This window comes from Bowmanella denitrificans, assembly GCF_039522935.1.
In the GTDB taxonomy this organism is placed as follows: Bacteria; Pseudomonadota; Gammaproteobacteria; order Enterobacterales; family Alteromonadaceae; genus Bowmanella; species Bowmanella denitrificans.
In genome coordinates this window covers 1-4,013 of the sequence record NZ_BAAAEI010000032.1, presented here as the reverse complement: position 1 = coordinate 4,013, position 4,013 = coordinate 1, and the positions used below count along the sequence as shown (strand labels likewise).

The following is a 4,013-nucleotide window of genomic DNA, read 5'->3' as shown; positions in this document are numbered from 1 at the left end:
TTATTGTTTCTCGTTTACCCCAACCGTCAGAACGCTAAAAAGCTGTCGGAATCAATTCCGACCCACGCCGGCTCAAACTTTAGGCATGGCCCGGGCGATAATTGCTCTGGCATCAATACATTCAGGCAGGGTACCGTACTGGTGGTAGTGTATATCGCTGAGTCTGGCTTGAATAAATGCTTCGGCAATGATGGGTAAGCCATATACCAGCAATGTTGCGGCTTGCCAGAGCAAGGCCAGCTGTTCCATAAGCTGACGGGCGCGTAGTTCAATGTTGTGTTGTTCGGTGAGTTCAGCCATTAACACCACCAGTTTCTGATCAAAAAGTGGGTGGCGGCCTTTTGCCTTTTGCAATTCAGCCAGCAGGACTTGCAGCGTATCGGGTTCGCGCTGTAACACTCTGAGCAGATCCAGACACTGTACATTCCCCGAACCTTCCCAGATGGCATTGACCGGTGCTTCCCGATACAGGCGACTGAGCACGTTTTCGTCCACATAACCCACCCCGCCGATGCATTCCATGGCTTCATAGGTTTGCTGAATGGCGCGTTTGCAGATCCAATATTTGCCGATAGCAGTGGAACTGCGCACCAGCGCGGCTTGCTGCGGGTCGTCACTGTGATCCAGCGCGTGAGCAATACGTAGCGATATGGCCAGCGCCGCTTCGGCTTCAAGGGCCAGATCGGCCAGCACATTCACCATCAGCGGCTGGTCGTGAAGGTTTTTGCCAAAGACGCTGCGCCTGCTGGTATGCCAGATGGCTTCCTTGGCGGCCTGCGCCATCAGTGCCGATGAGCCTAACATACAGTCATAACGGGTCAGGGCCACCATCTGAATAATCGTGGCGATACCGCGCCCTTCTTCACCCAATAGCCAGCCATGTGCGCCGCGAAATTCTATTTCGGAGCTGGCATTCGAGCGGTTACCCAGCTTGTTCTTCAGTCGCTGAATATGGATAGGGTTTTTACTGCCATCGTCGCGCCAGCGCGGCAGTAGAAAGCAGGATAGCTTGTTATCTACCTGTGCCAGTACCAAAAAGGCGTCACACATGGGCGCCGAGCAAAACCATTTATGCCCGGTCAATTGATAGAGCCGGCCTGGTCCGGCCTGCGCAACGGCAGAGGCAACGGTGGTATTGGCCCGCACATCCGAGCCGCCTTGTTTTTCGGTCATGGCCATGCCGATAGTCACCCCTTGCTTTTCATACCAGGGCTTATTGGTACCGTCGTAGTGGCCGGACAGGATCTTGGGCAGCCATTTGGCCGCGATATCAGGTTGTACGGCAATGGCCGGCACACTGGCAAATGTCATGGTCAGGGGGCAGCCGGAACCGGGATCGGCATGGTTATGCAAAAATGCCATCGCGCCCCGTATAACATGGGCACCGGGCTGGTTTTCGGTCCAGGCAAAGCTGCAGTGACCATTATGCACGGCATGGTGCATCAACTGGTGGTAGGCGGGGTGATAATCCACCTGATCCACGCGCTGGCCAAATCGGTTGTGGGGCTGGAATTCGGGTAGATGCTTATTGGCCTGAAAACCGGCCTGCAGCAATTCATGGCCAATCTGATGGCCGAAACTGGCTAGCTTACTGTCGCCCCAATGGCCACCAAACTGTTGTACCCAGTATTGCAGCACCTCATCGGCCTGGTAGGCGTTGTAGTCTTGCAGGGGCGCAGGTTGGTTAAAGACCTGATGGGTATCGCTTACATCAATGCTATGGGACATAACCACCTCTTAGCCGATTCAGATTATGGCACTGTTTGGTTAAGGCTGATTGGGTCAGTGTTTCATAAACTGGCTTGTGCTGGAACAGGTCGGGCCAGTAATTTTACCTAATCGCACATGTTGCCTGGTGTCCGCTATGCGTTGTTAAGCGAGCTGTGACGAGACGCGCAATGAGTAGTGATAACGACAGGAGGCCAGGAATTATATGTCCACGACAATAAACGATGCTGGCTACTCATCAATCCATTCTCGTGAGGTGGTGTTACCTGCACGATACTGGGTAATTGAGCGGTTTACGTGTTCTGCATTTTTCACAGAACGAAGTAAGTAGACGGTTTCCATTAAGCTGTTGTAGTAATCCAGCGACATCACCATGGCATCCTCGGTGTCACGGCGGGTAATCACCATGGTGTTGGCGTCATGACCACGCCGTCTAAAACCGCTTTAAGGCAGTATCTCGCTTCTGGAAAAGACACCACTTTCATGAGATTTACATGTGTACGTTTAACAGGGCAAGTATAGCTTCCCCATATTCACCTGTACGACTAGCAGGACATTATATGTTGGAAAATGGCTCTGAATGCTCCGCTTGCCACTGAGATGGCCCTGGGCTGTATTGGCAAGGCCAACTGGTGCGGCCTTGCCCTGCTGGCCTGTAGTTTTCAAACACGCCAGCAATCTTTAACCGACCGGGAATTTTTCAGCGGGAGTCAAAGCGGCCCGGGCCGCTTAGAGGGAGGTGTTTTTAACAGGTCTGCATTTTTGATTTCTAGGCTTGCTTATCAGCCGATGCAAAATTGTCTGCTTGTGTTATGAACTCGTGGCAAACCCAACGACCTTTATTGCTTAACCCACCCCAGAGCGAGACCAGGCATATAAAAAGCACCAGCGCCCAGGTTGGCAAATGCCCAGCAGACCAATTAAAACCAACCAAACCGCCACCGAAAAAAATCACCAGAAATAGCGCGACAGAATTCTTCTTCTTTTTCTCGTAATTAAGTTTGTAAGACATGATTAGTTCTCCATTCACACTAAAGTGGCAATCTATATCGCTCTTCACAATGCTATTGGCCACTAGTTGTATCTGATAGCTCTTCCCTGCATGTTCAAAGTTATGAATGGAGTTTCGGCTGTAGCTTTTCCGGTCTGAAACCACTTCACCATCCAAGGCGACTATTTCTCTACCTGTGAGTGAACTGCCCTTGAAGGTAATCACTTTTCCCTCATCAAAGAACGTAAAACTCATTCCATTTTTAACGGAACATTCAACATTTTCGTGGAGCTTCACATATCCTCCGGAAGCAGATAACTAGTGTTTGCCATTTCTCTTTATCGCGCGTCAGCTTCGCCGAACGGCAGCTACTGAAGAGAGCATCCCTGTCAGAATGGTCTTCAGTATCCTTGCTTGAAAGTGTTGTAGCAAGGTTTATGACCTCCTGATTTTTTTGTATCTTATGCAGGCGTTTAATTTGGATATGACCCTGCTTATCCTCAAATTTATATATCCAGTATTCTGTGCGCTATATATGCTTCTAAACTCTAGTTTCCCAATAATTTTAGTGCCTTTCCAAATGTGGATATAAAACCATTTTGGCTTGCTATAAGAAATTAACTTTCATTCTATCTGCGTGTGAACAAGGTCCAGTGTTTGATCAATTAGAGCTAGCAACTGCTCAGAATCATTTAGATCGTAGCGGAGATTGGAGAGAATTATGCTCATAGCAACATAAATTTCGCGCGGATCTTTCTCCAACAATTCTGCATCAAATGTGAGCTTATTACCGCTTAGCGGTTTTACATACTTAGCCATGATAGGAAACGCATTACCTCGTAGCATATTCCTGATCTCACTAATTCTCGATATAGTAACGTGTTTCTGCCATACATTCCCCAGGCTCTCCCTTAATTCAGTAGATTCTAGAAGACGCATATATCCTGTGTCTTTTAACTCTTCGAACGTTGCTAAATACACCTCAAAACTTCCCATAATGCTGGAGCTCTGCATTGCATCAAAAAGCTTCTGATAGTCCCCTTCCTCACGCGCCTCATTGCTGAGTATGGCTAGGCTGAGCTCCAATTTTTCTATGGACAATTCTATTCTTGCAATACTCTCGCTGAGTGCAGCACTGCTTCTCTCAAAGTCTTTTTCAAGCCTAACTAAATATTGTTGCTCTATCGCTCGGTTCTGCCGGTTGTTTTGCCATTGATTGGCCTGCAAACTGTAGTGGCATAGTTAATTTGGCCACCTAATTAGAGCTGCTATGATGCAGTCAGAACTTCATTAG

General features: G+C 48.7%; 3 protein-coding genes and 1 pseudogene. All 4 read right to left on the bottom strand.

Translation table 11 applies throughout. The features are described from left to right. Nucleotides 1-72 precede the first annotated feature (72 nt). The 4 genes and pseudogenes from ABD028_RS22940 to ABD028_RS22925 all read right to left on the bottom strand — a co-directional run bounded on the left by ABD028_RS22940 (nt 73) and on the right by ABD028_RS22925 (nt 3,946). Nucleotides 73-1,728 carry an acyl-CoA dehydrogenase family protein gene (locus tag ABD028_RS22940; RefSeq protein WP_343847655.1) on the bottom strand — a complete coding sequence of 552 codons (1,656 nt, stop codon included), beginning with the start codon at nt 1,726-1,728 and terminating at the stop codon, nt 73-75. A 231-nt stretch (nt 1,729-1,959) separates the two neighbouring features. After that, nucleotides 1,960-2,213: pseudogene (locus tag ABD028_RS22935) on the bottom strand (type II toxin-antitoxin system Phd/YefM family antitoxin). A 284-nt stretch (nt 2,214-2,497) separates the two neighbouring features. Next, nucleotides 2,498-3,016 (bottom strand): hypothetical protein, encoded by a 519-nt coding sequence (locus tag ABD028_RS22930; RefSeq protein WP_343847654.1) that lies wholly within the window; start codon nt 3,014-3,016, stop codon nt 2,498-2,500. Nucleotides 3,017-3,343: 327 nt separating this feature from the next. Then, on the bottom strand, nt 3,344-3,946 hold the full coding sequence (locus ABD028_RS22925) for a hypothetical protein (RefSeq protein ID WP_343847653.1): 603 nt from the start codon (nt 3,944-3,946) through the stop codon (nt 3,344-3,346). Nucleotides 3,947-4,013: the final 67 nt, after the last annotated feature.